This is a genomic window from Rhodococcus sp. GXMU-t2271 (assembly GCF_041414735.1).
GTDB classification, from domain to species: Bacteria; Actinomycetota; Actinomycetes; order Mycobacteriales; family Mycobacteriaceae; genus Rhodococcus; species Rhodococcus indonesiensis.
Genome location: NZ_JAUIZP010000047.1, coordinates 1 through 26,041 on the forward strand (window position 1 = coordinate 1; position 26,041 = coordinate 26,041).

The window sequence follows — 26,041 nt, forward strand, 5'->3', positions numbered from 1 at the left end:
CCCGCTGCTGCAGCGGCTTGACAGCAAACATAGGGACACCCCCCGATCCGCATCGCGAAATCCACGACGCGGTACTGGGAGAGCAGGAGCTGGACATCCGCCCGTACCGTCGCCCGGTAGGACGCGACGATCCCCTCGATGACCTCGAGCGGCCCGATGTCGAGGTGCCGGACGATCGGGGGTTGGTCGACGATGCGCGGAACGCCGTCGGCCGTGGTGACCGTCAGCTTCCTCAGGACCTGTTCGGAGGTGCGGCCCCGCGCCTTCTGCACGACGGCGCGTATCGCCTCCGGATTCCGCGACGCCTGCTCGATCTCGTCCGCGTCGACCTGGAAGTAGAACCGCTCGGTGGCCGTCAGGCCGGACAGGAACCGGATCGTCTCGCGGTACGAGCGCACCGTCGTGAGGGTCGCGTCCCGGCACTGCTGCTCGGTGCAACCGGTCTGACGGCCGGCCAACCACACCGACGCGGCCAGCCGTTTGACGTCCCATTCCCACGGCGCCGGATACGCCTCGTCGAAGTCGTTGAGGTCGAACAGGACTCGGCGCTCCGGGGAGGCGTACAGGCCGAAATTCGCCAGGTGCGCGTCGCCCGAGCCCACCACGTGCGGTCCCGTCACCGGCTCGGTGGACAGGTCCTTCGCCATCGCGGCGGCGCTGCCGCGGTAGTAGGCGAACGGGGACTCCGTCATCCGCTCGTACCGGATCGACACCAGTTCCGGCAGCCGGGTGCGGTTCTGCTGCTCGAAGATCGCGACCGGATCCCTTTCGGGACAACGGAATTCGCCGTGCGCACTGCGAGGCATGCGGGTGCGGGCGGCACGCCCCTCGGCTCGACTGCGCTCGGCGACGGTAGTCGGTGTCACCCCGTGATTGTGCACCGGCGCACAATGACCGCATGCCCTTTTTCGACGGCAGCACCGGCCGCATCCACTACCGGCACTGGTCCGTCGACGGCGCGACAGCCGCCGTCGTCTTCGCCCACGGGATGCGTCAGCACACCGGCCACTACCACCGCTTCGCCGCGGGTCTGGCGCCGCACGGCATCGCGGTGTGGGGGCTCGATCTCGCCGGGCACGGCCTGTCCGAGGGCAGCCCCGGTGAACCGGGTGCCGTCGACGACCTGGCCGCGGACCTGCTGCGCGTCGCCGAGGTGGCCGAGCGTGCCGAGCCGGGGATGCCGCTGGTGGTGATGGGGCATTCGCTGGGCGCGGCGACGGCACTCACCTTGTTACGCACCGACGCCGGCCGCTTCCGCGGCGCCGTGCTGTGCGGGACGCCCCGCTCGGCGGCCGTGCCTGCCACGGCCGAGATCCTCGAGCAGGCGCACATACCGCTGCTCGCGGTGCACGGCGCCGACGATCGGCTGGCCCCGATCGACCCCGTCCGGACCTGGGCCCGGGCGATCCCGGACCTGGAGCTGCGCGAGTACCCGGACGCGGGGCACGATCTGCTGCACGAGCCGGTGCACCGCGCGGTGACCCGTGACGTCGCCGAGTTCGTTCTGGCCGTGACGGACGTGCCGGCCCCTCGGCACGGGTGAGCGAGTGCATCCCTCCTGAGGAGAGGAGGGATGCACTCGCTCAGCCAGGGGGTGGCCCTACGAGTAGATGGCCTCGATCGCCGTGCCGTGCGCCTCGTGGATGACGTTGCGCTTGAGCTTGAGCGTCGGGGTCAGCTCGCCGGTCTCGATGGTGAAGTCCACCTCGAGGATCCGGTACTTCTTGATCTGCTCGGGGTTCGAGACCTTCTTGTTGCCCTCGGCCACCGCGGCGTCGATCTCCGCGATCAGGTCGGGGTGCTTGAGCAGCTCGGACACCGGAGCGTCGGCCGCGATGCCGTGGCGATCCTTCCAGCCGGGCAGGGCTTCCGGATCGAGGGTGATCAGCGCGCCGATGAACGGCTTCGCATCGCCGACGACGAGGACCTGACTGATCAGCGGGTGCGCCCGGAGCGCGTCCTCGAGCACGGCCGGGGCGACGTTCTTGCCGCCGGCGGTGACGATGAGTTCCTTCTTGCGGCCGGTGATGTGGACGAACCCGTCCTCGTCGATCGTGCCGATGTCACCGGTGTGGAACCAGCCGTCGACGATCGATTCGGCGGTGGCCTTCTCGTTCTTCCAGTAGCCGCCGAACACCGCGGGACCCTTGAGCAGCAGCTCGCCGTCCTCGGCGATCCGTGCGGCGTGCCCGTTGACGGGCCGGCCGACGCTGCCCACCCGCTGGTGCTCGGGGGTGTTGAGGGTGACGCCGCCCGTGGTCTCGGTCAGGCCGTAGCCCTCGTAGATCGGGATGCCGACGCCGCGGAAGAAGTGGCCGAGGCGCGCGCCGAGGGCGGCGCCGCCGGAGACCGCCTGCTCGCACTCGCCGCCGAGGGCCGCGCGCAGCTTGCTGTACACCAGCTTGTCGAAGACGAAGTGCTTGATCTTCAGGCCCAGGCCGGGCCCGCCCTTGTCCAGCGCCTCGCTGTACGCGATGGCGGTGTCGGAGGCCTTCTCGAAGATCTTGCCCTTGCCGCCGTCGTACGCCTTCTGCTTGGCCGAGTTGTAGACCTTCTCGAACACGCGCGGGACCGACAGGATGAAGTTCGGCTTGAACTCGCCGAGCTGGTCGAGCAGCGTGGTGAGGTCGGAGGTGTGCGCGACGGTCACGCCGTGCTCGAAGGCGCCGAACGAGATCTCGCGGGCGAACACGTGGGCGAGGGGCAGGAACAGCAGGGTCCGTTTGCCGCTCACCATGGAGTTCGGGAGGGCGAGCTTGACGGCGGCGGCCTCGGCCCACAGGTTGCTGTGGGTCAGCTGCACGCCCTTGGGGCGGCCCGTGGTGCCCGAGGTGTAGATCAGGGTGGCGGGGGACTCGGCCCGCACCTGGTGACGCCGCTCCTCGAGCTGCGCGTCGGTGATCGCCGCGCCCCGGGCGATCAGCTCGTCGACGGCGCTCTTGGCTCCCGGTGCGCCCTCGATCTGCAGGACCTCGCGCAGGGCCGGCGCGGCCTCGGCCACTGTCGCAACCGTGCGCGCGTGCTCGTCGTTCTCGACGATCAGCAGTGAGGTCCCCGAATCCTCGAGGATCCACTGGGCCTGGTCGGCCGACGAGGTCTCGTAGATGGCGACGGTGCAGCCACCGGCAGCCCAGATCGCGTAGTCGATCAGGACCCACTCGTAGCGTGTGCTCGACAGGATCGCGACCCGGTCGCCGAGCTCGATCCCGGAAGCCATCAGGCCCTTGGCGACCCCGCGGACCTGGGCGGCGAACTCGGCGGCGGTGACGCTGACCCACCGGCCGTCGATCCGGCGCTCGAACGGCACCCAGGTCGGCGATTCCTTCTCGTGCCGGAAGACGGCGTCCGCCATCGATGCGTCCTCGGGGATCGAGAACGACTGTGGCACGGCAAACTCTTTCACGGTGACCCCTCCATCAATTTTCCACTTGTGGATGTGCATTGCATCACACGAGGGTGGAAAATGCAGCAGCGGGGGTGTCCGATTTGTAGCCTTTCGCGCTGACCTGTGGGGATAGCTGTGAATGGGGGAAACGGGCACCGGCCGGCGCAGGGGTGCTCAGGCGGATCCGAGCAGGCGAGCGGCCTCGTCGTCGGAGAGCTGATGGAAGTCGTCGTACGCGGCGCCGACGCTGCCCAGGTCGGCCGGCGTGAACGGGCACACCACCTCGTCGGCCACCGCTCGGACGCGTCGCGCGGCCTCCGGGGAAGCGACGGGAACTGCGAGCACCACCCGCTCGGCGCCGGACTCGCGGGCGGCCAGGCAGGCGACAGCGGCGGTCGCACCGGTGGCCATGCCGTCGTCGACGAGGACGACCGTGCGTCCCGACAGCGACGTGCGCTCCTTGCCGCCGCGCAGCAGCCGGGCGCGACGGTCGAGTTCGGTGCGTTCTCGGGCCTCGATCCGTTCGATCGAGTCCTCGGCCACCCGGCCGATGCGGATGACGTCCTCGTTGAGCACGCGGAAGCCGCCCTCGGCGATGGCGCCCATCGCCAGTTCCGGCTGCCACGGCACGCCGAGTTTGCGGACGACGAGGACGTCGAGCGGGGCGTCGAGCGCGTGTGCCACCTCCCGCGCGACGGGGATCCCGCCACGCGGCAGCGCGAGCACCACGGGGTTCGCGTCGCGCAGGTGGGCAACCGAGCGGGCCAGCCGCCGCCCGGCCTCCGGACGGCCGGAATAACGCATACGTCGAGTATGCGCTCGGCCGTCGGGCGGCCGGGCGGGTTTGCGGCCGGATCCGGGCCGGGTCAGGCGACGCCGGACAGGGCCCGGGCCGGACGCAGGGCGTCGAGGAGGGGCTGCCAGACGGCCGGGTCGCCCCCGGCCCGCTGCCAGTCGTCGGCGAGGGTCGTGTCGTCCGTGCCGGCGAGGTCGTCGACGGTGTCGACCCCGTGGCGGTACAGGACGTCGGCGGCCAGTTCGACGGTGTCGGCGGCGATGGGCGCGTCCTCGGGACTGTAGCGACGACGGTAGTGCCCGACCTTGCCGGCCCACTGGGCGCTGCCGCCGGTCTCCTCGAAGGTCCGCAGGAGGGCGCGGATCCCGTCGTGGCCGGCGTCCGCGCCCTGCGCCGCCCGGTAGGCCCGGTAGCGATCGGTGACGATCCCGGGGTCCACCCCTCGGGTGCGGTGCACTGCGTCGAGCAGGCGCAGGGCCAGGTTGTCGGCTGCGTCGGGCATCGGGGCCTCCCGGTGGTGACTCGGAGCGGTTCCACAGGTGTATCGCCGATCACCGGGCGTGTGTTGCATCACAGAATTCCTCGGCGTGTCTTCCTCCCCACCACAGAAGGAAGACACGCCCGGGCGCTACCCGAGTTCGCCGTGCAGATAGGCGGCGTAGGCCGGCAGGTCGAGCTGCCCGTGCCCCGATAGCCCGATCACGATCACCTCGGGTTCGGTCACGGTCCGCGCGTACTCGGCGGCCGCCGCGATCGCGTGGGCCGACTCGGGGGCCGGCACGATGCCCTCGCTGCGGGCGAACTCGACGGCCGCCGCGAACGCGTCGGTCTGCGCCACCGCGGTGCCCTGCACGTAGCCCAGCTCGACGGTGTGGCTCAGCAGGGGCGCCATGCCGTGATAGCGCAGCCCGCCGGCGTGGATGGGATCGGGGATGAAGTCCTGGCCGAGGGTGTGCATCTTGAGCAGCGGGGTCAGGCCCACGATGTCGCCGTGGTCGTAGCGGTACTCGCCGCGCGTGATGGACGGGCACGCGGCCGGCTCGGCCGCCACCACGCGGGTGGTGGCACGGCCGTGCAGCACCTCGCGCAGGAACGGGAACGACAGGCCTGCGAGGTTGGAGCCGCCGCCGGCGCAGCCGAACACGACGTCGGCCTGTTCCTCGCCGGCGGCTCGCAGTTGCTCGACGGCCTCGAGGCCGATCACGGTCTGGTGCAGCACGACGTGGTTGAGCACGCTGCCGAGCGCGTACCGGGCGGCGGGGTCGCCGGCCGCGACCTCGACGGCCTCGGAGACGGCGATGCCCAGCGAGCCGGGGGTGTCCGGCTGCTCGTCGAGGACCTTGCGGCCGGACGCGGTGAGGTCCGACGGGCTCGAGTGCACGGTGCCGCCGTACACCTCGATGAGGTGCCTACGGTACGGCTTGGACTCGAACGAGGCACGCACCTGCCACACCTCGAGGTCGATGCCGAACTTGGCGCATGCGAACGACAGGGCGCTGCCCCACTGGCCGGCGCCGGTCTCGGTGGTGAGCTTCTTCACGCCGTCGACCGAGTTGTAGTACGCCTGTGCGAGAGCCGAATTCGTCTTGTGGCTGCCCACCGGGCTCACGCCCTCGTACTTGACGTAGATGCGGGCGGCGGTGCCGAGTGCCCGCTCGAAGGACCGGGCCCGCAGCAGCGGCGTGGTGCGGTAGGTCGCGTACGCCTCCCGGACGGGTTCGGGGATCGCGATGTCGGTCTCGGTGGACAGCTCCTGCTCGATCAGCCCCGCGGCGAACAGCGGTTCGAGATCGGCGACCGTGACCGGTTCCCTGGTGCCGGGATGCAGGTGCGGCGGCGGGGCGTCGGGCAGATCTCCCGCGATGTTGTACCAGTGGGTGGGAATGCTGACGGGCTCCGGCACCGGACGGTCCTTTCGTCTTACGAGAGTGGAACGAGTTCAGTGTGCCCTCCGTCGCATGCGGGCTGCCCCGCCAGGGCGGTCGGGGTCGACAGAAATATGTAGACCGGTCTATTATTTCGCTGTGACTACCAAGGGAGCGCGCACGAAAGCACGCATGATCGACACCACGCTGGAGCTGATCCAGTCCCGCGGCTACCACGGCACCGGTCTGGCCCGCATCACCGACGCCTCCGGAGCGCCGCGCGGCTCGGTGTACTTCCACTTTCCCGGCGGCAAGGACGAGCTCGTTGCGGCGGCGCTGGACCGGGTGGGGGAGGAGTTCGCCGGCCTCCTCGAAGGGCTGCTGGCCGAGGGGCGGACCGCCGCCGAGATCGTCGCCGCGGTGTTCGACGACCTCGCGGCCCGGCTCGAGGAGGCCGGGTTCGCGGCCGGCTGTGCCGTGGTCGCCGTCGCCGTCGACGCCGCCGCCGACAATCCCGTGCTGCAGCAGAGCTGCGCCCGCGTCTACGAATCGTGGCGGGTGATCCTCGAGCGCGTGCTCGCCCGCGACGGGATACCCGATGCCGCCCGGCTCGCCGGAGTGATCGTCAGCCTCGTCGAGGGCGCGACCACCGTCGCCCGGGCCCGGCACGACGTGGCCCCCCTCGCGGACGCCCGCGCGGTCGCACTCGGCCTCGTCGGAGCCGGCCGATGAGCGCCGCGGTGGTCTTCGGGGCGACGGGGTTCCTCGGCCGCGGGCTGCTGCGGGAACTGCTCACCGGCGACGACGGGGACGTCCTCGTCGTCGCCGCGGTGCGTTCGGCGGAGTCCGGGGCACGCCTGCGCGACCGGCTCGTCTCCGACGGGGTGCCGCTCGACCGGCTCTCGGTCCACGTGTTCGACCCGGACGCCGCCGAGCTCGCCCTCGATCCCGTGCCGGCGGACGTGCGTGACGTCTACAACCTGGCGGCCGCGTTCGCCTTCGGGATGACCTCGCATGCGGCGCGGGAGGTGAATGTCGTTCTGGCGGAGAAGATCACCCGATTCGCGGCGGGGATGGGCGCGCGCCGGCTCGTGCACGTCAGCGGGTATCGGGTCGCGGCGTACCCGGCCGTGCCGGCGCCGTGGCCCCAGCGGCACCGGCGCCGCACCTACCGCCGGTTCGGCGCGTACGAGGCGTCCAAGATCGAAGCCGACGCGGTGGTGCGTGCACTCGCCGACCGCCTCGGGGTTCCGCTCACGGTCGTCAACCCCGGGACGGTGATCGGCGACTCCCGAACCGGGGCGGCCGACCAGTTCCTCGGTCTCGCGGAGCTGGTCGTGCAGCTCGCCCGCGGGCGGCTGCGCGCCGTGCCCGGTTCCCGGCGCACCGTGCTGCCCGTCGTCACCGTCGATCATCTCGCGCGTTTCCTGGCGCTGGTCCCGCGCGACCCGGAGACGGTGAGGCAGGCCTACTGGGTGCTCGACGAGACCACCCCGCCGCTGCCCGAGCTCGTCGCCCTGGTCGCCGACGAACTCGGCGTTCGTGCACCGCGCCGGCGGATCCCCGTGGCCGTCCTGCGGGCGCTGCCGTCCCGCCTGACCGGTGCGGAGAAGGAGACCCTGAGCTTCCTCAGTGCCGACACCTACCCGACGGCGTCCGCCACCGCCCTCGCCCGCCGGCACGGACTCGAGTACCCGCCGGTGCGGCCGGCGCTGCGGCTGTGGGCCCGCCATCTGGCGGCGACGGCGCCGGATCCGGCGGACGGCTAGGGTGGTCGGGGACCCTCGCCCGGGCGCCGTGGAGGGGCCATGACCGTCCATCCGATAAACTGCAGGTCAAATGAGTGATACTGTGCAAGACCCCGAAGCCGACACCGCCACCCCCACGTTCGCCGATCTCGACATCGACGCCCGTGTGCTGCAGGCGCTTTCGGATGTGGGCTACGAGACCCCGTCGCCGATCCAGGCGGCCACCATCCCGCCGCTGCTGGAGGGACGCGACGTCGTCGGTCTCGCGCAGACCGGTACCGGCAAGACCGCCGCGTTCGCGGTGCCGATCCTGTCGCGGATCGACACCACGGTGAAGCGGCCCCAGGCGCTGATCCTGGCCCCCACCCGCGAGCTCGCCCTGCAGGTCGCGGAGGCTTTCGGCAAGTATTCGGCGCACATCCCGGGGCTGCACGTGCTGCCCATCTACGGCGGCCAGAGCTACGGCGTGCAGCTGTCCGGGCTGCGCCGGGGCGCGCAGGTCATCGTGGGCACGCCCGGACGTGTGATCGATCACCTCGCCAAGGGCACCCTCGACATCTCCGAACTCGAGTTCCTCGTACTCGACGAGGCCGACGAGATGCTCACCATGGGCTTCCAGGAGGACGTCGAGCGGATCCTCGCCGACACCCCCGAGAGCAAGCAGGTCGCGCTGTTCTCGGCGACCATGCCGGGCGCGATCCGCCGGTTGTCCAAGCAGTATCTGCACGACCCGGTCGAGATCACGGTCAAGTCGAAGACGACGACCTCGGCGAACATCACCCAGCGCTGGGTGCTCGTGTCGCACCAGCGCAAGCTCGACGCCCTGACCCGGATCCTCGAGGTCGAGCAGTTCGAGGCGATGATCATCTTCGTCCGGACGAAGCAGGCCACCGAGGACCTCGCGGAGCGGCTGCGGGCCCGGGGCTTCTCGGCGTCCGCGATCAACGGCGACATCGTCCAGGCCCAGCGCGAACGCACCATCGGACAGCTCAAGAGCGGTGCGCTGGACATCCTCGTCGCGACGGACGTGGCGGCCCGCGGCCTGGACGTCGACCGCATCAGCCACGTCGTGAACTACGACATCCCACACGACACCGAGTCCTACGTGCACCGCATCGGCCGCACCGGCCGTGCCGGGCGCAGCGGTGACGCGCTCCTGTTCGTCGCCCCCCGCGAACGGCACCTGCTCAAGGCGATCGAGCGGGCCACCCGGCAGCCGCTCACCGAGATCCAGCTGCCGTCGGTGGAGGATGTCAACGCCCAGCGCGTCGAGAAGTTCAACGACTCGATCACCGAGGCGCTGGCATCCGACCACCTGGCGTTGTTCCGCCGATTCGTCGAGGACTACGAGCGCGAGCACGACGTGCCCCTCGCCGACATCGCGGCAGCGCTCGCGGTGCTCTCCCGCGACGGGGAGTCGTTCCTCATGGAGGCCGAACCCGAGCCCGTGGCACCGCCGCGGCGCGACCGCGAGCCGCGGGAGCGGCCGCCGCGCCGATTCGACGACGACGGTGCGTCCCGCGTCGGGCGCGACGGGCAGGAACTGGTCACCTACCGCATCGCCGTGGGCAAGCGCCACCGCGTGGTGCCCGGCGCGATCGTCGGCGCCATCGCCAACGAGGGCGGCCTGCGCCGCAGCGATTTCGGGCACATCAGCATCCGCCCGGATCACAGCCTCGTCGAGCTGCCGAAGGACCTGTCGCCGGAGACGCTCGAGGCGTTGCGGGGCACCCGCATCTCGGGTGTGCTGATCCAGCTGCAGCCCGACAGCGGGGCACCGTCGGGCCGACCGTCGTCCTATCGTCCGCGCGACGACCGGGGGGAGCGCCGCCACGGTGAGCGCCGGGAGTACGGCGGCAAGAAGGACTGGGGCGACCGGGGCGGCCGCGGCAAGGACTTCGGTGGGCGTGGCGACAAGCCGCACCGCGGCTTCCGCGAACGGTCCGGCGAGCGCGGGCAGTCCGGTGGACACGGTTCCGGTGGCGGGTATCGCGGGCGCGACTGAGCGCGCCGGTGGCGATCGCGGGCGCGCCTGAGCGCGCCCGCGGCACTCACATCTTCCCGTACCGCGCGAGGACGAAGCAGTACACGCCGTACGCGGCGATGCCGAGGCCGGCCGCGACGAGCAGGAACTGACCGAACGGGGCGGTGCCCAGCGTCTTGAGGGCACCGTCCAGTCCCGTCGCCTTGGACGGGTCGGCGGTGAACGTCGCGACGAGGACCAGGACGCCGGCGCCGGCGATCGCCAGGCCCTTCGCGACGTACCCGACGACACCGAGCGGCTCGGCGTAGCGGGGCAGTCGCCCACGGTGCAGGTCGTCGAGGAACTTCTTCGCCGCGCCCTTGTAGACGTGGTAGGCGCCGATGCCGATGATCACCAGACCGGCCGCGACGAGCAGGAACTTGCCGCCGCCGGACTGCATCAACCGGGCGCTTATTCCGGCGTTCTGCTCACTGCTCGACTTGCCGCTGCCCCGCGCGAACTGGAACGCGGTCAGAGCCAGCGCCAGGTAGGCCACGGCGACACCGAGGGTCTTGACCCGGTCCAGCGCCGAGGGCTGCTCGACCTCCGAGCGTTTGCCTACCGCGGCCTCCACCAGTCGCCACAGCGCCAGGGCGGTGAGCGTCACGGCCAGGACCCACAGGACGATCCTGCCGCCGGGCTGGGCGGCGAGTTCGCGGAGCGCGCCGGACTGGTCGGCAGTGGCCGGATCACCGAACGCGACCTGGATCACCACGTACGCGATCAGCAGGTGCACGACGCCGCTCGCCGCCTGCCCGACCCGCGCCACCTTCTCGAACATCGGGTGCTGCGCGGCGCCCGCAGGTCCCGTGCTGGTCTGTTGTCCGGTCACGCGACGGCCTCCAGGATCTCGCGGCGACGGCGCCGGGGGCGCCCGGGCATTGGTGCCTACGGGGAGCCTATCGCGGCTGCGGTGTGCCGTCCGGGTTCGCCGATCCCGGTTACCAGGCCCCGCCCGCCAGGACGTCGGCGGTGGCGCCGTCGACGGATTCGCGGATGATGTCGGCGTGGCCGGCGTGCCGGGCCCATTCCTCGATCTGGTGCAGGACCAGGAAGCGGACGCTGAGCGGCACGCCCTGGTCCAGCCATCGGGCGATGCTCTCGGGCAGGTCCACCACCCGGTCGAGATCCGGCTCCGCCCGCAGCACGTCGGCGAAGCGGGCCGCGACGGTGTCGAGCCGGGCGAGCTGGTCCGCGACGGTCTCGTGGTCGCGCACCGCCCACCCGGCCGTCCACGCCGCGACGGGGTCGGGGTCGCGGGACTCGGTTCCCGAGATCCGGTCGGCGGCCGCGACCTCGCCGTCGATCACATGGTTCAGCAGGGAGGCGAGGCTCATCGCCGAGGCGCTGGGCGTACTGCGGGCCTGGTCCTCGGTCAGGCCGGACAGCGCATTGCGGAACGCGGTGCGCTGAGTGTCGAGCAGCAGGAGCAGCAGGTCGGTCTCGTTCGTCGTCATGAGCCCAGTGTGGGCGCCATTGCGGACACCTTCGGTCCTGAATCGGCGAACTGGGTGCGGTACAACTCTCCGTAGCGGCCGTCGGCGGCGAGCAGTTCGGTATGGGTGCCGCGCTCGACGATGCGGCCGTTCTCGACCACGAGGATGAGGTCCGCCGCGCGGACGGTGGACAACCGGTGCGCGATCACCACCGCGGTCCGGCCGGCCAGCGCCTCGGTGAGCGCCTCCTGCACGGCGGCCTCCGAGGTCGAGTCCAGGTGCGCGGTGGCCTCGTCGAGGATCACCACCCGCGGATGGGCGAGCAGCAGCCGCGCGATGGTCAGCCGCTGGCGCTCACCCCCGGAGAGCCGGTAGCCGCGCTCGCCGACGACGGTGTCCAGGCCGTCGGGGAGGGAGCGGATCAGCTCGGTGAGCCGGGCCCGGCGCAGTACGTCCCACAACTCGTCCTCGGTCGCCTCCGGGCGGGCCAGGAGCAGGTTGGCCCGCACGGTGTCGTGGAACAGGTGCCCGTCCTGGGTCACCATGCCGACGGCGCCGCGGATCGAGGCGGTCGTCAGCCGGCGCACGTCGACGTCGCCGAGCAGTACGGAGCCGGCGTCGGTGTCGTAGAGCCGCGGCACCAGCTGCGCGATCGTGGACTTGCCGGCGCCGGAGGAGCCCACCAGAGCCACCATCTGCCCGGGCTCGGCCCGGAAGCTCACGTCGTGCAGGACCGGTGCGCCGCCACGGGTGTCGAGGGTGGCCACCTCCTCGAGCGACGCCAGCGAGACCTTGTCGGCGGAGGGGTACGCGAAGTCCACGTGCCGGAACTCGACGGCGACCGGACCGTCGGGGACGGGGCGGGCGTCGGGCGCCTCCTCGATCAGCGGCCGCAGGTCGAGCACCTCGAAGACCCGCTCGAAGCTCACCATCGCGCTCATCACGTCGACGCGGGCGCTCGCGAGTGCCGTCAGCGGCGAGTACAGCCGCGTGAGCAGCATCGCCATCGCCACGACGGCGCCCGGCTCGAGTTGCCCGCGCAGTGCGTAGAAGCCGCCGAGTCCGTAGACCAGGGCCAGAGCCAGAGCGGACACGAGAGTCAGGGCGGTGACGAACACCGACTGCAGCATCGCCGTCTTCACCCCGATGTCGCGCACTCGGCGGGCCCGGACGGCGAACTCCGACGACTCCTGCGACGGGCGCCCGAACAGCTTCACCAGCGTTGCGCCGGGCGCGGAGAACCGCTCCGTCATCTGGGTACTCATCACCGAATTATGGTTGGCCGCTTCACGATTCAGTCGGGCCAGTCGCACGCCCATGTGCCGGGCGGGGACCACGAAGATCGGCAGCAGCAGCAGCGCGAGCAGCGTGATCTGCCACGAGATGCCGACCATCACCACCAGCGTGATCGCAAGGGTGACGAGGTTGCCGACCACCCCGGACAGGGTGTCGCTGAACGCCCGCTGGGCGCCGATCACGTCGCTGTTGAGTCGGCTGACCAGAGCGCCGGTGCGGGTGCGGGTGAAGAAGGCGACCGGCATGCGCTGCACGTGGTCGAACACGGTGGTGCGCAGGTCGAGGATCAGGTCCTCGCCGATGCTCGCGGACAGCCAGCGGTTCAGGATGCCCAGGCCGGCCTCGACGAGCGCGATCGCGGCGATCAGCACCGCCAGCCAGGTGATCACCGAGAGGTCGGCGCGGTCGACGATCGCATCGATCACGCGGCCGGCGAGCACCGGGGTGGCCACCCCGAGCGCGGCGATCACGACGCTCAGCAGCAGATACATGCCGATGTTGCGGCGGTGGGGGCGGGCGAATTCGGCGATGCGGCGCAGACTCGCGCGCGAGAACGGGCGCCGGTCGCTCTGCGCGTGCATCGCGTTGTACATCGCGTTCCACGCGGTCACTTCCATGCTCATTCGGGAGCCTCCTGAAGTCGGTCGCCCGACCGTAGAACCTCGAGTGGACTCGAGGTCAAGGGTAGGTCGCGCAGCGTCACGCGGCCGTGTCGTCACCACCGGATCCGTCGGCGCGGTCGCGTCCCGCCGGCGAATTCTGCCCGGCCACTCCGACAGGAATGTTCGTCGCCGTCACGGCCGTGCACGTAGGGTCGGGAACATGGCACCGAAGATCGCAACCGCAGACCGCGTGGACCGCGACCGGTTGCTCGAATTCGTCCGTCCCCGCCACCGCGGCACCCTGGTGACCGTGCGGTCCGACGGGCGGCTGCAGATGTCTCCGGTCACGTGCGGGCTCGACGACGCCGGCCGCATCGTCGTCGCGACCTACCCGGAACGCGCCAAGGTCGTGAACATCCGCCGCCACCCGGCTGTGTCGATCCTGATCCACTCCGACGACTGGAACGGCCCCTACGTCCAGATCGACGGCACCGCCGAGGTGATCGACCTGCCGGATTCGGTCGAGCCCCTGGTCGAGTACTTCCGCGCGGTCGCCGGGGAACACTCCGACTGGGACGAGTACCGGGAGGCGATGCGCAAGCAGGGCAAGTCGCTGATCCGCATCACCGTCGACGACTGGGGTCCCGTGGCGACGGGCGGCTTCCCGCCCGGCCGGGTCTGAGCCGCGCGGTCAGCGAGCGACGTCGACGACCAGCCGCGTCGGGTTCGTCAGTGCGTACACGTCGAACGGTGTGTTCGGCTCCGCGACGCCGACGAACGACTGGGTCACGCCCTCGAAGACACCGGAGCCGGTGACCTCGACGACCGATCCGCCCGGCTGCGCGAGCACCGGGTCGGGCCCGGAGTAGGGCTCGACACCGCTGTCGAACGGGTACGCCGATCCGTCGATGAGCACCTGCAGGATCGCGCCGCCCGCGACGGTCACGTCGTTGCCGCTGCCGTCCTGCACCGCCCGGTCGACGTAGCCGACGCGCCACCCCGGGGTGCCGGTTCCACCCATCTCGTACACGACCCGGTCGAAGTTCTCGTGCCGGCCGGTGCGGATGTCGGTGACGGTCAGCTTCGCGTCCGCCGAGGCGGGTGACGTCTTGTCCGACGCGTCGGTGGGGGCGGGCTCGTCGCCCGGCGAGTCCGACGAACCCGACGACCCCGACGAGGACCCGGACGGGACGGACGAGGTGGCGGTGCTCGCCGACGCGGACGGAGCAGGACTGTCGGAGTCCGAGCAGCCCGCGAGGACCAAGGCGAGGGCGACGACGGCGATCCGGGCGTGCTTCATGGGCAAGATGTTACGGCTGTGACGGAGCGGTGTGCGGGAGGCGTGCGTCAACCGAGCAGTTCGCGCAGGTAGGCGATGTCGTCGGCAATTCCCTCCGCGGGGGTTTCGAGGACGACCGGCGCGTCCGCCGCCCGGCACACCGCCACCAGCAGGTCGGGGTCGATCGTGCCGGAGGTGATGCCGGCGTGGCGGTCCCGGCCGGAACCGAAGCCGTCGCGGGAATTGTTCAGGTGGACCAGGTCGATCCTGCCGGTCGCGGCCCGTACCCGTTCGACGACGTCGACGAGGTCCTCGCCGCCCGCCCACGCGTGGCAGGTGTCCAGGCAGAAACCCACGTCGTAGTCGCCGACGGCGTCCCACAACCGCGCGATCGCGGCCACGTGCCGCGCCATCGCGAAGTCGCCACCCGCGGTGTTCTCGATCAGGACGGGTACCGCGAACCCGCCCTTGTCCTCCTGCCGCTCGAACAGCTTGCGCCAGTTCTCCACGCCCGCCGCGACCTCCTCCCCGGACCGGACGTGACCGCCGTGCACGACCAGACCGAAGGCGCCGAGTCGGGCGGCCGCCTCCGCGTGCTCGGCCACGGCCTTGCGCGACGGCATCCGCAGCCGGTTGTTCGTGCTGGCGACGTTGATCACGTAGGGGGCGTGCACCACCACCGCGACGTCGGACGCACGGATCTGCTCCTGCCGGGGGTGCGTGCCCGGTCTCGTCCACCCCTGGGGATCGCCGAGGAACAGTTGCACCAGGTCTGCGCCGTATCGTTCGCCGCAGCCGATCGGATCGTCGTCCTGCCGGACGTGTGCTCCTATCCGCATGATCTCGACGGTAGCGCCCGGCGGTGCCTCGCCGGCGCCTCGCCGCGCGTCACCCTGAGATCCGGCCGCGAGGAATCCGGGACGTCCCCGATGGTGCCCCGTCGGAAAAGTCAGGAAGATGGTGGGCATGCCAGCCCACACCGCCACCGCCGCGCGCGCTATCGACCTGATCAAGATCTACGGAACCGGTGAGACCGCTGTCCACGCCCTCGACGGCGTGAACGCGGAGTTCGCGGCGGGGGAGTTCACCGCCATCATGGGCCCCTCGGGTTCGGGGAAGTCGACACTCATGCACTGCCTCGCCGGCCTCGACACCGCCACGTCCGGTGCAGTGGTCCTCGGTGACACCGATCTGACGGACCTGTCCGACAAGCAGATGACCCAGTTGCGCCGCGACCGGATCGGCTTCGTCTTCCAGGCGTTCAACCTGGTGCCCACGCTCACCGCCCTCGAGAACATCACGCTGCCCGTCGACATCGCCGGACGCAAGGTCGACCGGGAATGGCTGGACACCGTCGTGACCCGTCTCGGGCTCGGCGACCGGCTCGATCACCGGCCGGGGGAGCTGTCCGGCGGTCAGCAGCAGCGGGTGGCCTGCGCTCGCGCACTCGCCGGCCGGCCCGACATCATCTTCGGTGACGAGCCCACCGGAAACCTCGACTCCCGCTCCTCGGGGGAGGTGATGTCGATCCTGCGGGCCGCGGTCGACGAGTTCGGGCAGACCGTCGTGATCGTCACCCACGACCCCCGGGCGGCCAGCTACGCGGACCGCGTGGTGTTCCTCGCGGACGGGCGCATCGTCGACGAGATGCGCGATCCGACCGCAGAGTCGGTCCTCGACCGGATGAAGCAGTTCGACGCCGTCGCCGTTCCCACGGCGAAGTAGGGCGAGCCGACCATGAGCGCGAATCCCGTCCGCAGGGTTGCCCTGCGCAACCTCGCCGCCCACAAGGTGCGGCTGCTGCTGACCGTTCTGTCCGTGGTGCTCGGCACGGCGTTCGTCACCGGCTCCTTCGTCTTCACCGACACGCTGCAGCGCACGTTCGACGGCCTCTTCGCCGACGCCGCCCAGGGCGTCGACGTCCGCGTCAGCAGCGAACAGCAGGGCTCGAGCGGCGTCCCCGACTCCGACGTCGCGGTCGTCTCCGCGGTCCCCGGTGTGCGGACCGTGGTGCCGGCGTTCGGGGGGCCGGTCATCGTCCTCGACTCCGAGGGGGCGGCCATCCAGACCGGCGGTGCCCCCAGCGAGGGGACCGCCTACCTGCCGCCCGACCAGCAGCTCGGTGATCCGACCGAGTTCGTTGCCGGGCAGCCGCCCACCGCCGACGGCCAGATCGCGCTCAACTCGAGCGCCGCCGAACGTGCCGGTCTGTCCGTCGGTGACTCGACGAAGGTCCTCGCCGCGTCGGCCGGGATCCTTCCGGTCACGGTCAGCGGCATCTACGACGTCGAGACCGACACCGGCGGATACGTCGGGGCGATGTTCACCGAGAACCAGGCCCGTGCCCTGTTCACCGACGGCACCCACGTGCAGTACATCGACGTCGCCGGGGACGGGGTCCCCGCCGACGAGCTGCGGGACCGGATCGCCGTCGCCGTGCCCGACCAGAAGGTCCAGACCGGCGCCGAGGTGAGCGAGGAGATCAAGTCCGAGATCGAGGAGGCGCTGAGCTTCCTGAACTACTTCCTGCTCGCGTTCGGCGCGATCGCGCTGCTGGTGGGCACCTTCATCATCTACAACACCTTCTCGATGATCGTCGCGCAGCGCCTGCGGGAGCTCGCGCTGCTCCGGGCGATCGGCGCGAGCCGCGGCCAGGTGGGCCGGTCGGTGACCCTCGAGGCGCTGGTCGTCGGGGTCGTGGGCAGTGCCCTCGGCATCGTCGGCGGCGTGGCCCTCGCCTACGGGCTGCGCGCCGCGCTCAACGCGTTCGACGTCGGCCTGCCCTCGGGTCCCCTGCAGCTCGCGCCGCGCACCGTGCTCGTGGCCCTGCTCATCGGCATCGTCGTCACCGTCGTCAGCGCCTACGCCCCGGCCCGTCGGGCGAGCAAGGTCCCGCCGGTCGCGGCCATGCGGGAGGAGTCGACCGCGACCGTCGAGTCGCTGCGCCTGCGCACCGTCGTCGGGGCGGTCGCCGCCGTGGTCGGTGCCGCTGTCGTCGTCGTCGGCGCCCAGGGCACCGGCGGGGGCGCGGCCTCCACCGTCGGCATCGGGGCGTTCGCCCTGATCATCGCGGTCCTGCTCGCGGCGCCCGCGCTGTCGCGGCCCTTCGTCGCGGGGCTCGGCGCGGTCGTCGCCCGCCCGTTCGGAGCCGTGGGCCGGCTCGCCCGCACCAATGCGGTGCGCAATCCCCGCCGCACCGCCGCGACCGCGTTCGCCCTGACCCTGGGCCTGATGCTGGTGTCCGTGATCGGGGTGTTCGGCGCGTCCGCCAAGGCGAGCGTCAATTCGCTCGTCGACACCGGCGTCAAGTCCGACTTCATGCTCACCGGACCGCAGATGATCGGCGTGCCCGTGGGGGCGGCTGCGGCGGCCGCCCGCGCCGAGGGCGTGGAGGAGACCGTCGCGATGCACGGTGTCCCGGCGCGCATCGGCGACGAGGACACGTTCGGCGTCGCGCTGTCCGGGCCCGTCGCCGACGTGCTCGAGGTCGACGTCGTCGAGGGACGCGAGGACGTCGCCGGTACCGACCTGCTCGTGTCGCAGACCACGGCCACGGAGAAGGGCTGGCGGGTCGGCGATGCGGTCACCCTCACCAGCCGCGACGGTGAGGACGTCGCCACGACGGTGAGCGGCATCTTCGCCGACAACCAGTTGCTCGGCTCGTGGGTCGTCTCCGAGGAGGTCTACCAGCAGTTCACCGCACCGGCATCCCGCGCGGACTTCGTGGTGTTCGTCAACACCGCGGCCGACAGCGACCCGGAGACGATCCGCACGGCCCTCGAGGACGCCACCAAGCAGTTCGTCGTGGTCCAGGTGCTCGACCGGGAACAGTTCAAGGGTCAGCAGGCCGCCCAGATCGACACCCTGCTCGCCGTGCTCTACGGGCTCCTCGCGCTGGCGGTGGTCATCGCGGTCCTGGGCATCGTCAACACTCTCGCGCTGTCCGTCGTGGAACGCCGCCGGGAGATCGGCATGCTCCGCGCGGTGGGCATGCAGCGGGTCCAGGTCCGCCGCACCATCTACCTCGAGTCGATGCTCATCGCGGTGTTCGGGGCGGTCGTCGGCCTGGTGCTGGGTCTGGCGTTCGGCTGGGGCTTCGTCCGGACCCTGGCCGATCAGGGCCTCGATCAGATCGCCGTCCCGTGGGGGCAGGTGCTCGGCATGCTCGTCGGCTCCGCCGTGGTCGGGGTGCTCGCCGCCCTGTGGCCGGGCGTGCGCGCCGCACGCACCCCGCCGCTCGAGGCGATCTCGGACATCTGACGCGGCAGTCCGCGACATCCGCCCCCGGTGCCACGCGCCGGGGGCGGACCGCGTCCAGCCCCTCGTCCCGGTCACGAGTTGTCCACAACCGGCCCGTTTCTCCACAGGTCGGCACCCACAGCGTCGCATCGTGCCGCGGCGGGCGCCCAGCCGGTTACGCTGCCGCGCCAGGGGGTGGGTCGATGGATCTTCGGCAGTTGCAGCGTTGGGACCCGGATGCGCTGGACGGTCTCGGCACGGTGCTGGACCGGCACGCGGAGGAACTCGAGCGGATCGGCGCGCAGATCACCGGGCGGTTCGGCGGTCGGTGGTCGGGCATCGCGCATGCCGCCGCCGAGCGGCGGATCGGTGACGTCGCCGAGCAGATCGCGCGACGGTCCGACGCGTATCGGGGGGTGAGCCGCTGCGCGACCCGGTGCGCGCCGCGGCTGCGGGCGCTGCGCGCGGAACTCGACGACGCGACCCGCTGGGCCCGGGAGCGGGCGCTGACCGTGCGGGACGACGGAACCGTCACCGCCGGCCCGGCCCCGGGCGCCGACCTGCACCGCTCCGAGGCCCAGGCCCGCATTCGTGCGGTCCTCGACCGGGCCGAGGCGCTGGATCGGTGGGCCGCGGCCGATCTCGGTCGGACGGTGTACGACCCGGCTGCGCGTCCGCTCGGTTTCGGGGGTGTGCGCGCTGCGCCCGCACCCACGGCGGCGGTGCCGCCGGCCGGGGCGGCTGCGGCGGAGGTGGCGGCATGGTGGGCCGGACTCGACGACGGCGAGCGCACGTGGATCGTCACCTCGGCGCCGGAGCTGATCGGCAACCTCGACGGGGTGCCCGCCGCGGTGCGGGACCGTGCCAACCGCGCGCAGCTGGCGGCCGAACGGCGCCGGCTCGAGGCGGTCGCCGCCCGCCTGCAGGCCCAGCTCGACGCCGCTCCGCTCGGCGGACTGGCGAGCAACGCCGACGCCGGGCTCACCCAGACCCGCAACAAGATCGCCGCGCTCGACGCCCTCGGAGTGACGCTGGTCCGCCCGGCACGACAGCTGCTGAATCTCGATCTCTCGGGCCGCGAAGCGATGGCTGCCGTGGCGGTCGGAGATGTCGACACCGCCGACCACGTCACCGTCTTCACTCCGGGCGCCGGGTCCACGGTGCAGGGCAATCTCGCCGGATACGACAGCCGGATGGCGGCGCTGAAGGACGAGGCCGAGCGCCAGCTGCAGGCAGCGGGCCGGGGCGCCGAATCGGTCGCCGCCGTGACCTGGCTGAACTATCAGGTGCCGCAATGGGGCTGGGGCCTCGCCCGCACCGAGTCGAGTCCGGTCTCCGACCTCGCCGCGGTCCGTGCCGCCCCGCGGCTCGCCGGTTTTCTCGACGGCCTGCACGCCGAGCGGGATCCGCACGTGACCGCCGTCGGTCACTCCTACGGCGCGCTCGCCACCGGACTGGCGCTGCAGCAGGGCGGCGGCGTGGACGCCGCGGTGTTCCTCGGCGCCCCGGGAATCGGCACCGACGACGTCGCCGAACTCGGGGTACCGCCGGGCGCGGCCTACCTCGTCGAGGCCGACCGCGATCCGGTCGGGGACCTCGGCACGTTCGACGGCGATCCGAGCTTCCTCGACGGGGTGACCCAGCTGTCGAGCGACGCCGGGCCGGACGCGGCCGGACGGCCGCGTCTCGGCTCGACCGGGCACAGCGAGTACCTGAACGACGGCACGATGAGCCTGTACAACGTCGCCGCGGTCGCCGGCGGACTCACGGATCGAGTGGTGCGATGAGGCGGCTCGGCGTGCCGATGCTGACGCTGGCGGTCGCCGGGTGCGCGGGCGCACCGTTCCCCGTCGCCGTGCCCGAGCCGGTGGCCGCGGACCGCGCCGGTGCCGTCGAGTACTACACCCGGATCCGGCACGACGCGACCGCCGCCCTCTCCCGCGAGTTCCCGGAGATGCAGTTCCGGCAGTCGAGTCGGGGGACGACGGGTTACTGCGAACTGCCCGACGGCTCGGCGGGCACCACGGTGTTCCTCCCCACCCAGCTCTCCGATCGGCCCGTGCCGGCCGGGCAACCGGAGCGGGCGGCACGGGTGTTCGAGGAATCGCTGGCGGGCAGCGGTTTCCACGGCTCCCGGTCCATACCGGTCGGCACCGGGCTCGAGATCCGGATGTTCGCGGCGGACGGTTCCGTCATCTCGTTCGGCAGTTATGTCGCCGCGACCGTGGGGCTGACGGTGGGCTGCTACCCCGAGCCGCCGTAGTCCGGGGTCCGCCGGCGCCGAGTGCACGAGTGCTCGACCGCGGCGTGTCTGTTCCCGCTCGCCGTGTCCTCGCCTCGCCGTGCGTTACGCTCGGGCCTCGTCCCGTCGGCGAAAGGGCAGTGATGCGTGCGGTGCTCGGCGTCGCGGTCGATGCCGGTGAGGTCTGTGCGGTGCTCGTGGATGCCGACGTCCCGGCCCTCGGCCCGTTCGACACGCAACGCTGGCCCGTGGGGGACCGCACCGAGGCGGAGGCGGTGGGCCACGCGTTCACGGCGATGACCGGGCGCGCCGCGCGGGCGGAGGTGCGCTTCACCCGGGCCGGACTGGTGGCGGCCGGGACTACCGTGCCGGACTCCGTGCTGGACTCCGGGGCGACCGAGGTGCGGATTGTGGGGACCGACGAGGCCCGGCTGGCCTTCCTCGCCGCGGCCCCGGAGCTCGACGGTGTGCGGACGGTGGTCCTGATCGGCCGCGACGATGCCACCGGCCGTGTGTCGGTCGCCGACATCCGCTCGGGTGCGGTGCTCGCGTCGGTTGCCGTGGCGGAGGACGACTTCGGTCAGATCGCGCCCGCCCTCCCGGGGGCCGCCGACGAGGCCGTGGCGCTCGCCGGTGTCGGTCCGGAGGCCCTGGTGTTCCCGGACCTGCGCCCCGGCGACGTCGCCGTCGCCCGTGCACTGGCGGCGGCGCTCGACGTGCCGTTCGTGACCCCGCACGGCGGGCCGTGGCACCGGGCCACCGGAGCCGCGCTCGTGGCCGCACGCACCGAACCGTTACCGGCGGTGCCGTCGCCGTCGTCGTCCCGGCGGGTCGCGCTGCTGGTGGCGGTCGTCGTCGCGCTGGCCGTCCTGCTCGGCGGCGGGCTGGCCGTCGCCATCGGTGGGGCCGGCCCGTCCGAACCGCCGCGCCCGGCCGACGCCGCCCGGTCCGTGCCCGTCCCCCCGGCCGGCCCCACGCCGGACACCGGGGCGCCGACCGCGGTTCCGTGCCCGGAGCGCGACACTCCGCAGGTCCGGCCCGCGGGCTGGTCGATGCGGGCGTCCGACCCCGATCCCGGCCCCCACCCCGACCCGACGCCGCCGTCCGTCACCGCACCGCCGTGCGAATGACGTCCCTTCCTGTCCGCGACCGGGTCAGCCGAGACGTGCGAGCCGGGCGCCGGCCGCGCGCAGGGCGTCGAGATCGGTGGCGACCATGATCTCCGCGAACCGGTCGCGGTAGTCGCCGAGATCGTCGCCCACGGATCCCACCACCGCCACGACCGGCGCCGCGTGGACCCGGGCGAGGATCGCCGAGACGATCTTTCCCGAGCGGGACTGCCCGTCGAGGCGTCCTTCGCCGACGACGACGAGGTCGGCTCCGGCGAGTGCGGCGTCGAACCCGAGCGCGTCGAGCACGAAGTCGGCCCCCGAGCGCAGGTCCGCACCGAACTGCGCCCACATGCCGCCGGCGAAACCTCCGGCCGCGCCGGTCCCGTCGACCTCCCGCGGATCACGCGGCAACGTCACGGCCGCGTCCTCGAGGCGGCGGGTGAGCCGTCCCACGGTCGTCTCGTCCGCGCCCTTCTGCGGGCCGAACACCCGAGCGGCGTCGGTGTAGCGGGTGGTCACGTCCGTCAGCACCGTGACGGTGGCGGTGCCCAGGCCGCCGGCGTCCACGACGGCGGCGATCGCCCCGAGCCCGCCGTCGGTCGTGGCCGATCCTCCCGCCGCGACGACGACGTGCGTGGCGCCGCGCCGCACGGCCTCGGCCATCGCCAGGCCGGTGCCGTAGGTGTCCGCCGTCATCGGATCGCGGAAACCCTTGTGCGGGGTGGTGATTCCGCTGAAGGTGGCGAGTTCGACGACCGCGGTGCCGTCCTCGCCGAGCCCGAACGAACCCGAACACGGGGCGCGCCAGGGATTGACGGAGTCGATCTCGATCAGCTCGAGACCGAGCGGACCGGTGAGCACCTCGAGGGTGCCGTCGCCGCCGTCGGCGACCGGCATCCGGATCGTCTCGAGCCCAGCCGATTCCGCGCCGTCCGCCACGGCGTCGGCCACCTCGGCGGCGCGGTACGTGCCCTTGAAACTGTCCGGGGCGATCAGCACCCTCACCGCTGCACCACCCATTCGAACGCGGCGGCCTCGGATCGGGCGCCCTGCGCGGCGCGGGAGCGGTTCGGCTCGCCCAGCTCGGCGACGACGGACTCGCCCAACCGGACCAGGTCGGCGAACACCGGCGGCGTCAGCCACGCGGGCCGGGTGGCGAAGAGCAGGTCCTCGCTCGCGGTGTTGCCACTCGCGCCGGGCGCGAAGGGGCAGCCACCGAGTCCGCCGAGCGACCCGTCCACCACTGCGGCGCCCGCGCCGATCGCAGCGAGGCTGTTGGCGACGCCCAGCCCCCACGTGTCGTGGCCGTGGAAGACGATGCGGCGGGCGGGGGACTGCTCGCGTACCCGGGCGACCAGCGCCGCGACCTGCGCTGGCACGGCCTGGCCGAGGGTATCGGCGAGAACGATGTCGGCGGCGCCGTCGGCGCGCGGGTCGCACGCGATCTCGAGCACCCGGTCGGGGTCGACGGGCCCGTCGAACGGGCAGGTGAACGCGGTGGCGAGGCAGAGCTGGATGGTGCCGCCCGCGGTGCGGGCATGTTCCACCGCGGCGGGCATCGCGGCGAGGCTTGCGTCGGTGTCCCGGCCGATGTTGGCGCGGTTGTGGGCATCCGACACCGACAGGCAGTACTGGAAGTGCTGGGCGCCGGCGGCGGCCGCCTTCTCCACGTGCCGCGGCGTGGCCACCCAGATGTAGCAGCGGTCGAGCTCTTCGGGGGTGAGCATCCCGATCAGCTCGACCGTGCCGGCCATCGGTGGGACCAGGTCGGGCCGGGCCATCGAGCCGATCTCGAGTTGCGGCACGCCCGCGGCCAGCAGCGCACGGACGATCTGCGCCTTCCGCTCCGTGGGCAGCACCTTGCCGGTCAGTTGCAGCCCGTCGCGCAGGGTCACGTCGCGCAGCTGCGGTGCCGCGGCACCTACGACGTCACCGCTTGCCACACCACCGCTCACGACACGACCTCCAGTAGTTCGTCGATCTCGGCTTCGGTCCGGCCGAGCAGGCCCCCGAGCACCTCGCGGGTGTGTTCACCCAGATCCGGTCCGACGTTGCGGATGGGCAGTGACCGCCCGCCGAGCACGGGCACGATGCCGGGGAACCCGACCTGCTTCGGCTCGTCCTCGCCGACGTCGACGGCGAAGTGCTGGATCATGTTCCGGGCCCGGTACTGCTCGTCGTCGACGATGTCGGCCGCCGTGTAGATCGGCCCGCACGGCACGCCCGCGGCGTCGAGGATCTCGAGCACCTCCCCGCGCGGCCGTCGCCGGGTCCAGTCGGCGATCGCGGCGTCGAGTTCCTCCCGGCGGGCCCAGCGGCCGGCGTTGGTGGCGAGATCGGGATCGTCGGCGAGATCGGGTCGCTCGATGGTGCGCATGTAGCGCTGGAAGATGGCGTCCGCGTTCCCGGCGATGATCACGGAGGTGCCGTCCGAGCAGGGATAGGCGTTGGAGGGGGCGATGCCCTCCATGCGGCCGCCCACCCGTTCCCGCCGGACGCCGTAGGCGAGGTAGTCGGGAATCAGCGACTCCATCATCGACAGCATCGACTCGTTCAGTGCGACGTCGACGACCCGGTTCGCCGGCGGCAGCGACCCGATCAGCTGGCGCTGCAGCAGCGCCGTGACCGAGCCGAAGGCCGCGTACAGCCCGGCGATGGAGTCGCCGATCGACACCCCGACCCGCACCGGCGGCCGGTCCGGATCTCCGACGAGTTCCCGGAACCCGCCCACGGCCTCGGCGACGGCCGCGAATCCGGGACGCTCCGCGAGGGGGCCGGTCTGGCCGAACGCGGAGATCCGGGTGACCACCAGGTCCGGCTTGATCTGCGCGAGCACCTCGGGCCCCATTCCCCACTTCTCCAGGGTGCCGGGCCGGAAGTTCTCGAGCAGCACGTCGCAGTGACGCACCAGATCCAGGATCACGGCCCGGCCCGCCTCGGTGCGCAGGTCCACCACGATGGACTTCTTGTTGCGGTTCACCGTGCGGTACAGCATCGACGTGTCCCCGGCGTACAGGCGCCAGTTGCGCAGTTCGTCGCCGGTGCGGGGCCGTTCGACCTTGATGACCTCCGCGCCGAAGTCGGCGAGCAGCCGGCCCGCGGTGGGTGCGGCGATGTAGTTGCCGAGTTCGAGGACGCGGATGCCTTCGAGAGGGCGCAGGATCTCCTCCGAGTTCATGGGCAACAGTGTGCCCTGTGCTGCGCCGCAGCGGTGTGCCCTGTGCTGCGCCGCAGCGGTGTGCCGTGTGCTGCGCCGCAGCGGTGTGCCGTGTGCTGCGCCGCAGCGGTGTGCCCTGTGCTGCGCCGCAGCGCGAGCGAGGCGTTCCCGGTGGTGGACACGCCGCGACCTTCCCGTGCTCGTGTGACGTGGCGCACTATCCTTCCTCTCGGGCAGGGGGCCTCGGGAAGGTGCTTGGGTCATGGTGGTCGCGAAAGTCGTTCTGTGGTGTGCGCTGCTGGTGGGTCTGGTCGGTGCCGGGATCGCCGTCAATGCGCTGCATGTGCACGGCGCCGTCGGGTCGCTGATCGTGGCGTCCGTCGCGGGTCTGGTGCTGCTGCGGCTGCGGCCTGCCGCTCAGCTCGAGGTCGAACCGGATCACGCCACGCCCTGACTCTTGGGCTTGCGAGGGCATGCCGAAGCTGCGGACGCGTCGCGAGAGGCGAACCTCTGCGTCCTTGAGCTTGTCATCACAGGCATAACCCTGGACAACCGGGCGCAGCGCGGGCACACTCGGATCAATGCCTGCCGTCGCAAGCACAGAGAGGAGCCGCTGTGGCCACGCCCCGCCGTCGCGCCCGCACGGAACGCGGCGGTCTCGGCGAACACTTCGTGGACCGTCGGCACCGGCTCGGCCTCACCCAGTCCGAGCTCGCCGATCTCGCGGGGGTATCGCGCTCGAGCGTGCAGTCGCTCGAGTCCGGCCGCGCCACCGTGCAACTCGACCTCGTCGTGGCGATCGCCGACGCACTGGGCTGCGACCTGGAGCTCACCCCGCGCGGCGACCGGACCGGGTGAGCC

The 26,041-nt window shown here is 72.0% G+C and carries 25 protein-coding genes; 12 read left to right on the forward strand and 13 right to left on the reverse strand.

Annotation, left to right across the window (positions count from 1 at the left end):
• Nucleotides 1-866: DUF2252 family protein (locus tag QYS60_RS18095; RefSeq protein WP_371383832.1), on the reverse strand; the 866-nt coding region annotated here is incomplete at its 3' end.
• Nucleotides 867-898: 32 nt separating this feature from the next.
• On the opposite strand from QYS60_RS18095, the gene QYS60_RS18100 reads away from it, so the two are divergent.
• Nucleotides 899-1,543: an alpha/beta hydrolase gene (locus QYS60_RS18100; protein ID WP_371383833.1), complete on the forward strand. Its 645-nt coding sequence runs from the start codon at nt 899-901 to the stop codon at nt 1,541-1,543.
• A gap of 57 nt (nt 1,544-1,600) precedes the next feature.
• On the opposite strand, the gene QYS60_RS18105 is transcribed toward QYS60_RS18100, so the two are convergent.
• From QYS60_RS18105 to QYS60_RS18120, 4 genes are all read right to left on the reverse strand, one after another.
• The gene (locus QYS60_RS18105) at nt 1,601-3,403 is read right to left on the reverse strand and encodes a long-chain fatty acid--CoA ligase (protein ID WP_371383834.1); all 1,803 of its coding nucleotides are present in this window, start codon (nt 3,401-3,403) and stop codon (nt 1,601-1,603) included.
• Between the two features lie 156 nt (nt 3,404-3,559).
• A complete protein-coding gene (locus QYS60_RS18110) occupies nt 3,560-4,189 on the reverse strand; it encodes a phosphoribosyltransferase (RefSeq protein ID WP_003936142.1) in 630 nt (209 codons plus the stop codon).
• Between the two features lie 62 nt (nt 4,190-4,251).
• A complete protein-coding gene (locus QYS60_RS18115) occupies nt 4,252-4,683 on the reverse strand; it encodes a hypothetical protein (RefSeq protein WP_040781965.1) in 432 nt (143 codons plus the stop codon).
• A gap of 126 nt (nt 4,684-4,809) precedes the next feature.
• Nucleotides 4,810-6,084 (reverse strand): TrpB-like pyridoxal phosphate-dependent enzyme, encoded by a 1,275-nt coding sequence (locus QYS60_RS18120; protein ID WP_371383835.1) that lies wholly within the window; start codon nt 6,082-6,084, stop codon nt 4,810-4,812.
• 121 nt (nt 6,085-6,205) lie between these two features.
• Here QYS60_RS18120 and QYS60_RS18125 point away from each other — a divergent pair, with 121 nt between their 5' ends.
• From QYS60_RS18125 to QYS60_RS18135, 3 genes are all read left to right on the forward strand, one after another.
• Entirely contained in the window at nt 6,206-6,778 is a 573-nt protein-coding gene (locus tag QYS60_RS18125; protein WP_258913667.1) for a TetR/AcrR family transcriptional regulator, read from the forward strand.
• Nucleotides 6,775-7,815 carry an SDR family oxidoreductase gene (locus QYS60_RS18130; RefSeq protein ID WP_371383836.1) on the forward strand — a complete coding sequence of 347 codons (1,041 nt, stop codon included), beginning with the start codon at nt 6,775-6,777 and terminating at the stop codon, nt 7,813-7,815. The genes QYS60_RS18125 and QYS60_RS18130 overlap by 4 nt, the downstream gene beginning before the upstream one ends.
• 70 nt (nt 7,816-7,885) lie before the next feature.
• Nucleotides 7,886-9,799 carry a DEAD/DEAH box helicase gene (locus QYS60_RS18135; protein ID WP_289380609.1) on the forward strand — a complete coding sequence of 638 codons (1,914 nt, stop codon included), beginning with the start codon at nt 7,886-7,888 and terminating at the stop codon, nt 9,797-9,799.
• A 46-nt stretch (nt 9,800-9,845) separates the two neighbouring features.
• Here QYS60_RS18135 and QYS60_RS18140 read toward each other — a convergent pair whose 3' ends face one another.
• From QYS60_RS18140 to QYS60_RS18150, 3 genes are all read right to left on the reverse strand, one after another.
• Nucleotides 9,846-10,649, reverse strand: a complete 804-nt coding sequence (locus QYS60_RS18140) for a DUF1206 domain-containing protein (RefSeq protein ID WP_371383837.1) — start codon at nt 10,647-10,649, stop codon at nt 9,846-9,848.
• 109 nt (nt 10,650-10,758) lie between these two features.
• On the reverse strand, nt 10,759-11,274 hold the full coding sequence (locus QYS60_RS18145; protein WP_371383838.1) for a DUF664 domain-containing protein: 516 nt from the start codon (nt 11,272-11,274) through the stop codon (nt 10,759-10,761).
• Complete coding sequence (locus tag QYS60_RS18150) at nt 11,271-13,172, reverse strand: ABC transporter ATP-binding protein (RefSeq protein WP_289380612.1); 1,902 nt, start codon at nt 13,170-13,172, stop codon at nt 11,271-11,273. The genes QYS60_RS18145 and QYS60_RS18150 overlap by 4 nt, the downstream gene beginning before the upstream one ends.
• 199 nt (nt 13,173-13,371) lie before the next feature.
• Here QYS60_RS18150 and QYS60_RS18155 point away from each other — a divergent pair, with 199 nt between their 5' ends.
• Nucleotides 13,372-13,833 (forward strand): PPOX class F420-dependent oxidoreductase, encoded by a 462-nt coding sequence (locus QYS60_RS18155; RefSeq protein WP_289380613.1) that lies wholly within the window; start codon nt 13,372-13,374, stop codon nt 13,831-13,833.
• 9 nt (nt 13,834-13,842) lie between these two features.
• On the opposite strand, the gene QYS60_RS18160 is transcribed toward QYS60_RS18155, so the two are convergent.
• Together QYS60_RS18160 and QYS60_RS18165 are read right to left on the reverse strand one after the other, a co-directional pair.
• Nucleotides 13,843-14,451: a hypothetical protein gene (locus QYS60_RS18160; RefSeq protein WP_003936169.1), complete on the reverse strand. Its 609-nt coding sequence runs from the start codon at nt 14,449-14,451 to the stop codon at nt 13,843-13,845.
• A 47-nt stretch (nt 14,452-14,498) separates the two neighbouring features.
• The gene (locus tag QYS60_RS18165; protein ID WP_371383839.1) at nt 14,499-15,269 is read right to left on the reverse strand and encodes a deoxyribonuclease IV; all 771 of its coding nucleotides are present in this window, start codon (nt 15,267-15,269) and stop codon (nt 14,499-14,501) included.
• 127 nt (nt 15,270-15,396) lie between these two features.
• On the opposite strand from QYS60_RS18165, the gene QYS60_RS18170 reads away from it, so the two are divergent.
• From QYS60_RS18170 to QYS60_RS18190, 5 genes are all read left to right on the forward strand, one after another.
• Complete coding sequence (locus tag QYS60_RS18170) at nt 15,397-16,155, forward strand: ABC transporter ATP-binding protein (RefSeq protein ID WP_003936171.1); 759 nt, start codon at nt 15,397-15,399, stop codon at nt 16,153-16,155.
• A gap of 12 nt (nt 16,156-16,167) precedes the next feature.
• Complete coding sequence (locus tag QYS60_RS18175) at nt 16,168-18,690, forward strand: ABC transporter permease (protein WP_371383840.1); 2,523 nt, start codon at nt 16,168-16,170, stop codon at nt 18,688-18,690.
• 182 nt (nt 18,691-18,872) lie between these two features.
• Nucleotides 18,873-20,456, forward strand: coding sequence for an alpha/beta hydrolase (locus QYS60_RS18180; protein WP_371383841.1), 1,584 nt, complete (start codon nt 18,873-18,875; stop codon nt 20,454-20,456).
• The gene (locus QYS60_RS18185; RefSeq protein ID WP_371383842.1) at nt 20,453-20,932 is read left to right on the forward strand and encodes a hypothetical protein; all 480 of its coding nucleotides are present in this window, start codon (nt 20,453-20,455) and stop codon (nt 20,930-20,932) included. Before QYS60_RS18180 ends, QYS60_RS18185 begins: the two co-directional genes overlap by 4 nt.
• Nucleotides 20,933-21,054: 122 nt before the next feature.
• Nucleotides 21,055-22,041, forward strand: coding sequence for a hypothetical protein (locus QYS60_RS18190; RefSeq protein ID WP_371383843.1), 987 nt, complete (start codon nt 21,055-21,057; stop codon nt 22,039-22,041).
• A 24-nt stretch (nt 22,042-22,065) separates the two neighbouring features.
• Here the strand turns inward: QYS60_RS18190 and QYS60_RS18195 are convergent, their stop codons facing one another.
• The 3 genes from QYS60_RS18195 to QYS60_RS18205 are packed head-to-tail and all read right to left on the reverse strand — an operon-like array spanning nt 22,066 to nt 25,201.
• A complete protein-coding gene (locus tag QYS60_RS18195) occupies nt 22,066-23,043 on the reverse strand; it encodes a glycerate kinase (RefSeq protein ID WP_371383844.1) in 978 nt (325 codons plus the stop codon).
• The gene (locus QYS60_RS18200) at nt 23,025-23,978 is read right to left on the reverse strand and encodes a hydroxymethylglutaryl-CoA lyase (protein ID WP_371383845.1); all 954 of its coding nucleotides are present in this window, start codon (nt 23,976-23,978) and stop codon (nt 23,025-23,027) included. Before QYS60_RS18200 ends, QYS60_RS18195 begins: the two co-directional genes overlap by 19 nt.
• The gene (locus QYS60_RS18205) at nt 23,975-25,201 is read right to left on the reverse strand and encodes a CaiB/BaiF CoA-transferase family protein (protein WP_003936178.1); all 1,227 of its coding nucleotides are present in this window, start codon (nt 25,199-25,201) and stop codon (nt 23,975-23,977) included. The genes QYS60_RS18200 and QYS60_RS18205 overlap by 4 nt, the downstream gene beginning before the upstream one ends.
• A 241-nt stretch (nt 25,202-25,442) precedes the next feature.
• Between QYS60_RS18205 and QYS60_RS18210 the strand changes: the two genes are divergently transcribed.
• On the forward strand, nt 25,443-25,634 hold the full coding sequence (locus tag QYS60_RS18210) for a hypothetical protein (RefSeq protein WP_003936179.1): 192 nt from the start codon (nt 25,443-25,445) through the stop codon (nt 25,632-25,634).
• A 161-nt stretch (nt 25,635-25,795) separates the two neighbouring features.
• A complete protein-coding gene (locus tag QYS60_RS18215) occupies nt 25,796-26,038 on the forward strand; it encodes a helix-turn-helix transcriptional regulator (RefSeq protein ID WP_371383846.1) in 243 nt (80 codons plus the stop codon).
• Nucleotides 26,039-26,041: the final 3 nt, after the last annotated feature.

Coding starts and splice junctions, on each gene's coding strand:
- QYS60_RS18100 (WP_371383833.1), top strand. CDS start 899: ATGCCCTTTTTCGACGGCAGCACCGGCCGCATCCACTACCGGCACTGG.
- QYS60_RS18110 (WP_003936142.1), bottom strand. CDS start 4,189: ATGCGTTATTCCGGCCGTCCGGAGGCCGGGCGGCGGCTGGCCCGCTCG.
- QYS60_RS18115 (WP_040781965.1), bottom strand. CDS start 4,683: ATGCCCGACGCAGCCGACAACCTGGCCCTGCGCCTGCTCGACGCAGTG.
- QYS60_RS18130 (WP_371383836.1), top strand. CDS start 6,775: ATGAGCGCCGCGGTGGTCTTCGGGGCGACGGGGTTCCTCGGCCGCGGG.
- QYS60_RS18135 (WP_289380609.1), top strand. CDS start 7,886: ATGAGTGATACTGTGCAAGACCCCGAAGCCGACACCGCCACCCCCACG.
- QYS60_RS18145 (WP_371383838.1), bottom strand. CDS start 11,274: ATGACGACGAACGAGACCGACCTGCTGCTCCTGCTGCTCGACACTCAG.
- QYS60_RS18150 (WP_289380612.1), bottom strand. CDS start 13,172: ATGAGCATGGAAGTGACCGCGTGGAACGCGATGTACAACGCGATGCAC.
- QYS60_RS18155 (WP_289380613.1), top strand. CDS start 13,372: ATGGCACCGAAGATCGCAACCGCAGACCGCGTGGACCGCGACCGGTTG.
- QYS60_RS18160 (WP_003936169.1), bottom strand. CDS start 14,451: ATGAAGCACGCCCGGATCGCCGTCGTCGCCCTCGCCTTGGTCCTCGCG.
- QYS60_RS18165 (WP_371383839.1), bottom strand. CDS start 15,269: ATGCGGATAGGAGCACACGTCCGGCAGGACGACGATCCGATCGGCTGC.
- QYS60_RS18170 (WP_003936171.1), top strand. CDS start 15,397: ATGCCAGCCCACACCGCCACCGCCGCGCGCGCTATCGACCTGATCAAG.
- QYS60_RS18175 (WP_371383840.1), top strand. CDS start 16,168: ATGAGCGCGAATCCCGTCCGCAGGGTTGCCCTGCGCAACCTCGCCGCC.
- QYS60_RS18180 (WP_371383841.1), top strand. CDS start 18,873: ATGGATCTTCGGCAGTTGCAGCGTTGGGACCCGGATGCGCTGGACGGT.
- QYS60_RS18185 (WP_371383842.1), top strand. CDS start 20,453: ATGAGGCGGCTCGGCGTGCCGATGCTGACGCTGGCGGTCGCCGGGTGC.
- QYS60_RS18190 (WP_371383843.1), top strand. CDS start 21,055: ATGCGTGCGGTGCTCGGCGTCGCGGTCGATGCCGGTGAGGTCTGTGCG.
- QYS60_RS18195 (WP_371383844.1), bottom strand. CDS start 23,043: ATGGGTGGTGCAGCGGTGAGGGTGCTGATCGCCCCGGACAGTTTCAAG.
- QYS60_RS18205 (WP_003936178.1), bottom strand. CDS start 25,201: ATGAACTCGGAGGAGATCCTGCGCCCTCTCGAAGGCATCCGCGTCCTC.
- QYS60_RS18210 (WP_003936179.1), top strand. CDS start 25,443: ATGGTGGTCGCGAAAGTCGTTCTGTGGTGTGCGCTGCTGGTGGGTCTG.